Below are 4,859 nucleotides of genomic sequence, written 5' to 3'. Positions count from 1 at the left end.
GGATTGCCTGCCCGTCACGCACCACTGGCTGGTTGGGTGAGGATTTGATGCCATCCAGCACGGCAATCCGTGCGCGCGGCAATTCCGTCACGCCGGCTGCATCGAGGATGGCGGGAACACCGGGCAGGTCGCTGGCGACCGTATCGCCTTTGGCCAGGTGATAGACCGCCAGCATGGTGTGCGTCTTGCCACCGCCGAAGGCCGTCTGCAATTGGATGACCGGGTCGCCACCCTTGCCCGAGAGGCGCTTCACCACCGAGTCGAGCAGCAAGCGCATGCCCTCGGTGATGAAGGTGCGCTGAAAAAATAGCGTTGGATTCTGATATTCGGGCGTTGCTGTGCCCGCGTGCACGCGCGACAGGTCAGCCGCGAACTCGGCTTGCTGGAACGTGCCTTTGAGCACATCTTCGTGCGGCACAGCGATCTCGCGCCAGGGTTTCAAACTCATGCTTGTTACTCCGTTCGAGCGGCATAGATCGTCAGCGCCAATTCGCTGTCATCGTGCAGCCGGTACTCGGGGCGCTTGCCGGAAAGCTGCTCACTGCGTTCAAGGATGATGGACACCCCTTCGCCGCGTTTGTCCATAATGTAGCTGCGGTGGCCAGCCAGTTCGTCGTCGCCCACTGGACAACGCGCCAACAAACTCGTCAAGGCTTCGTTGCGGGCAGATTGCCGATATGGCAAGCTCTCAGGCGTCATGGTGTTGGGCAGCATGCCCGGAGAATAAAGCTCCAGACGGTCAACGAAGAGACGCAGCCGTATCTTGCTGCCAGCCATCGAATAGTCGCGATGAGCTACCGCATTGACCACGGCTTCGAACACTGCCGTCATGTCGAACTGGGGTATATCCACCCGCCCACCCTCGGCGCGCTTGAATGCGGCCACCTGCATGTTCTTGCGCACAAATGCGCAGGCGTCCCGAATCTGCTTGTCCAGTGGCCCGGTGATGTCTTGGGCGTCGCGCTGGTAAACCCTGGCACCCGAGGGCACCACGTCATTGCCCTCATAGGCAACCGCCTGGATGAAGGCGCCGGGCAAGTGCCTCTGCGGCTGGCGGCTCGACATCAGGATGCCCGCCACCGTCGGGCACCACGCACCTTGATCGTTTTGCGCGGCCATGGCCAGCTTGGACAGCAAGACCTCAGGTGCGTCTGCGCTTTGGGTGGGTGCAAAACGTCGCCAAAGTAGCTCGTCCAGATCGGCAAGCGTGGCGCGCGGCACCGGCGTTTCGTCGAAACGGATCAGGCGCGACTGGCTGCGCTGCTGAAACAGGCGCGCCAGATGATCCGGCGGTATCGGGCGCTTGGACGATCCGGCGCGCAGCAAGTAGCCGCCAGGGCTTTGGTGCACGAACAGGCTGCGCGCGACTTCGACCCGAATGACCGGCTGCTCCGAGCCGGCCGAATCGGGCAGCGTCATGCGTTCAATGATGGGCATCAAGGGCGGTTTGACCGAGTCCTCGCAGGCTTGCCGCACCAAGGTTTCCACTGCATCCAGCAGATCCGTCGGGATGCCCAGCGCCTCCCGGGACTTGTCTTCGACACCCAGAACCATCACGCCACCGGCGCTGTTGGCAAAGGCGGCCAGCTCGTCCGCCAGATCCTCCTGCGACGGTCCTCGCACCTTGCCACCGGCGAACCTTACTTCCTTCAGTTCGAGAAAGCTGTCTTCGCCCAGGCGGATCTTCTGCATCAGTTCCGCACGCGTGCCTAGCATTTCAAAGCTCCCTGCCCAAGCGCTTCCAACGGCGAGAAAAGGCCTCATGGCCGCCTTCCATGACGCGGCAAACCTCCTCGCGCACGGCCTGTTCCTGTAGTGCCCCGCTTTTTGCAACGATGCACTGTCCATTCTTGAAGTCCATCACATGCACGAGTTCCGCATCCCCGTTGACCACCACGTTCGGGTTGTGCGTAACGACGATCAACTGGCGGCGCAGCTTGTTCTCGCGAATCTGGCGCACGATCAGGTCATAGATCAGGTGGTTGTCGAGATCGTCCTCGGGCTGGTCGAGCACGATAGGTTCCTCGCCGAAGGCCAGTAAAAACGCCAACAGCGCCGCCGAGCGCTGGCCCTGGGAGCCTTCGCCGATGGGGTACCACCGACCGTCGCGCTGGTACTCGATGCGCAGGTCGTCCTCGGGGAACCACGTCAGCACGTGATCGGCGAATTCCGGCTTGTCGGCCTTGCGCTCCAGGTAGTTGCGGAACTTTCCGCCCAACTCGTCGGGGCGCTCGATGACCTTGTTGCGCACAGCCTCAAGCACACTCAGCTTCTCTGTGTCAGCTGCACTTGCCACGTCATGGGCCAACCCTGACGCAGGTCTGCCGTTTTCAATGGTCAGAATGTCGCTGGCAAACCGCTCGTCGGTCGCTTCGATCAACTCACGCAGGCTGCGCTCGATGACGAAGGGATCGAAGCCGAAGGGCACGATATTCATTCGCACGTGAGGGTTCTGCGCCAGCTTTTGCTCCAGGAAGTTTTTCCGCTGGCGGGTGATGGCCTGTCGGTGCTCGACGATCAGCGCTCTCTGGCTCTCGATCTGTGCCACCAGCATCGGGCGCTCCACCTGCAGCTGCCGCAAGGTCTTGGCCTGTGCCTCCAGTTCCTGGCGCTCCAGGGTCAGGCGGGCGAAGGCCTGTGGATCGGCCACGCCTTGCTCCCTAAGCTTGGCCTGCAATTGCTGATAGGCCGCGCGTGCCGCCTCGGATCGCGCACGCCAAGCAGCAAGCCGCCTGTCCCCGCCCAAGCGGCTGATGCCCCGCTCTAGCGTCGTCGCTTCTTGCTCCAGCCGCTCACGCGCTTGCCCCAGCAGGGCATCGGCCTCTTTACGCCACGCAAGCAGATCCGTCTCGGTGTCGCCGAAGTGCTGCGGCAGCCAGTCATCGAGCAGCAAGTTTTCCGCGGTTTGTCGCAGCACCTTCACCGCTTCGCCCAATTGCGTCAGCGTGTCATTTACCGCTCGCGTCTGGTGTTGGGCGCGGGCGTAGGCCTGTTGCACGGCGGCGTGACCGCCCTGGGCGAGCGCCTTGAGTTTGCCGTCTGCTTCATTCAATCGACGTTCGGTCTCCGGCAGCGTCGCCAGCTTGCCGTCGATCTCCCGCAGCCGCGCGCGCTGAACGAAGAAGGTGCGTTGCGCATCTTTGAACGCTTGCCAAAGGGGCGCCACCCCCGCAGCCTGGTCGATGATCGCGAGCAGCGCCTGCCGTCCTTCCCCGACCAGTGCCGCGATCTGGCCCTGCGATAAGATGCGCACCGGAAAACGCTCGGCGGAAATGGTCTGACTGGAGGAGGGTTGCCATTGCCCGTCGAGCTCATCCTCCACGGCGGGGCCTTGACCTTGAGGGCGCCAGACAAGCCGCGTCTGCCCGCCTACATGCTGCCACGCTACCCGGATGACCGTCTGTTCCCGCAACGCGCCGATGTCGCCTCGTCCCTTGGCCACTTTGGCGAAGGCCTCGAAACGCTCGCGTGGCTCGCTGTCTGCAGGCAGATTCTTCAACTCACTGTCGCGCCGGGTTGCCAGCCGCAGCGCGTGCACCACCGTGGATTTACCCGTGCCACGGCCGCCGACGATGGCGTTGAAGTACGGCGAGAGTGCCAGCCGCGCCGGCTGCTGGCCATTGCCCATGACCCGCGCGTTTTCGATCTCGATGGCACAAATCACATGGGCCGGCGTTTTGAACGGATCGAATGCCCCCTCATCGCTGCGTCGGATCGACACGCCATTGCCATCGAGTAGCGCGAGCCGTAGCCCTTCCAGCGTCGGCTGGGCCATCTTGACCCAGGTGAAGCGGCTGCCTGGCACTGCCTGTCCCTTGAAGCTGTGGCAATCGCTGCCCAGCACGCGGGCCAGCGGTTTCGCGATCTTTTCGACGGCTTCTGGATAAGGGCTGTTCAAGCTCAGCCACTCGACCGCGAGCAGCCCCTCGACTTCCAGCGCCTGCCGGACCGTGTTGGCCGATAGGGCGCACTGCTTTGTGTTCGGGGTAACACGCAGCAGTCCCTTTGCTTGGTCGGCATGGGCAGGAACGGGGATCGCCCCTACCGCAAGGATCTTCTCGATCACTTCGGCCACCGATTTGCGCGTCTCACCATCGCTGCCATCCTTGCTATCCGTGTATTCGACTGCACCCAGCAGGCTATCGATATGGCTGGTGGTGGCGGAAGGGTCGAAAATCGCCAGCACATGCACGCCGCCGTTGGCCGAAATCTCCACGCCCGGGAAAAGCGTCAGCTCCCGAAACCCCTCGGGCGGTTTTCCGGCGGCGGCCTGCGCCTTCATTTCCTCATAGGCGGCCTTAAGTTTGTCGATCCAAGCACCGCTGTTGTGGTCGGTCACTGCCACGCAGTCGATGCCGGCGGCCATGTATTGGCGCAGCCATTTCTCCGGCGTGATTTCCGCGGGCGTATCGATCGCAGCCTGCCAATGTTCAGTGTCCGTAGATGCCGGCGGCTGGGTGTGGAAGTCGAACTACCTCCAGCGTGAGCCGGGATAGGGCCAAGCAGTTCGCGTCCTAACCGGTCCTCGATCAACTATCCATCGGCGTTTGCGAGTCCACCACGTCCGCATCGCCTGCGGCCTGTTCGATGCCGCTCCAGGCGGTGACGAGTTCGTTGTAGGCGCGGGCGTCGTCGGCCCAGCCCTTGCGCTCGCACAGGGTGTAGAGGCGGTAGGCCAGCGTGCGCATGGGTTCGGCGCGCTCGGGCATGCGCGCCAGTAGCGCGCCGGCGGCCACCTCGCCTTGTTGGTTGAGCGCCCGAATCAGGTGGTGCAGGGCTTCCCACACCGGGGTGCGGCTGTCCGTCTCGGGCGACCAGTCGGTCGGGTATTCCGGCCATTTGAGCAGGCGCACGCTGCC

General features: G+C 63.3%; 1 protein-coding gene and 3 pseudogenes. All 4 read right to left on the bottom strand.

Translation table 11 applies throughout. The annotated features are described in order from the left end of the window. Positions 1-448: pseudogene (locus tag P3W97_RS08915) on the bottom strand (hypothetical protein); the annotation flags it as partial. Positions 449-453: 5 nt separating this feature from the next. After that, the gene (locus P3W97_RS08910; protein ID WP_300845943.1) at positions 454-1,692 is read right to left on the bottom strand and encodes an ATP-binding protein; all 1,239 of its coding nucleotides are present in this window, start codon (positions 1,690-1,692) and stop codon (positions 454-456) included. A 25-nt stretch (positions 1,693-1,717) separates the two neighbouring features. Then, positions 1,718-4,570, bottom strand: a pseudogene (locus P3W97_RS08905) (TrlF family AAA-like ATPase). Then, positions 4,530-4,859 (bottom strand): annotated as a pseudogene (locus P3W97_RS08900) (hypothetical protein); the annotation flags it as partial. The pseudogenes P3W97_RS08900 and P3W97_RS08905, both read right to left, overlap by 41 nt.

The organism is Tepidimonas sp., assembly GCF_029335975.1.
In the GTDB taxonomy this organism is placed as follows: Bacteria; Pseudomonadota; Gammaproteobacteria; order Burkholderiales; family Burkholderiaceae_C; genus Tepidimonas.
This window is presented reverse-complemented; position numbering and strand designations above follow the sequence as displayed.